The organism is Pseudomonas sp. HY13-MNA-CIBAN-0226 (genome assembly GCF_040310305.1).
In the GTDB taxonomy this organism is placed as follows: Bacteria; Pseudomonadota; Gammaproteobacteria; order Pseudomonadales; family Pseudomonadaceae; genus Aquipseudomonas; species Aquipseudomonas gregormendelii.
In genome coordinates this window covers 1-233 of sequence record NZ_JBEOPS010000669.1, presented here as the reverse complement: position 1 = coordinate 233, position 233 = coordinate 1, and the positions used below count along the sequence as shown (strand labels likewise).

The 233-nt window shown below is 67.8% G+C and carries 1 protein-coding gene; it reads left to right on the top strand.

Features of this window, described 5'->3' with window-relative positions; translation table 11 throughout:
• Positions 1 to 15: 15 nt before the first annotated feature.
• The coding region (locus tag AAEZ05_RS30360; RefSeq protein WP_350650395.1) for a tRNA (adenine(22)-N(1))-methyltransferase TrmK at positions 16 to 233 on the top strand (218 nt) is incomplete at its 3' end.

Here is a 233-nt window from a genome sequence, read left to right as displayed (position 1 = left end):
CTTAAGGAATCACCGTTGAACGAACACACCTTGTCCCAGCGCCTCGAGCGCGTGGCCGCGCACATACCGGCGGGTGCTCGCCTGGCCGATATCGGCTCGGACCACGCCTACCTGCCGGTGGCCCTGATACACCGCGGCGCTATTGCGGCGGCCGTGGCGGGGGAAGTGGCCGCTACACCGTTTCAGGCGGCCAACCGTACCGTGGCCGACAACGGCCTGGCGCAGCACATCAC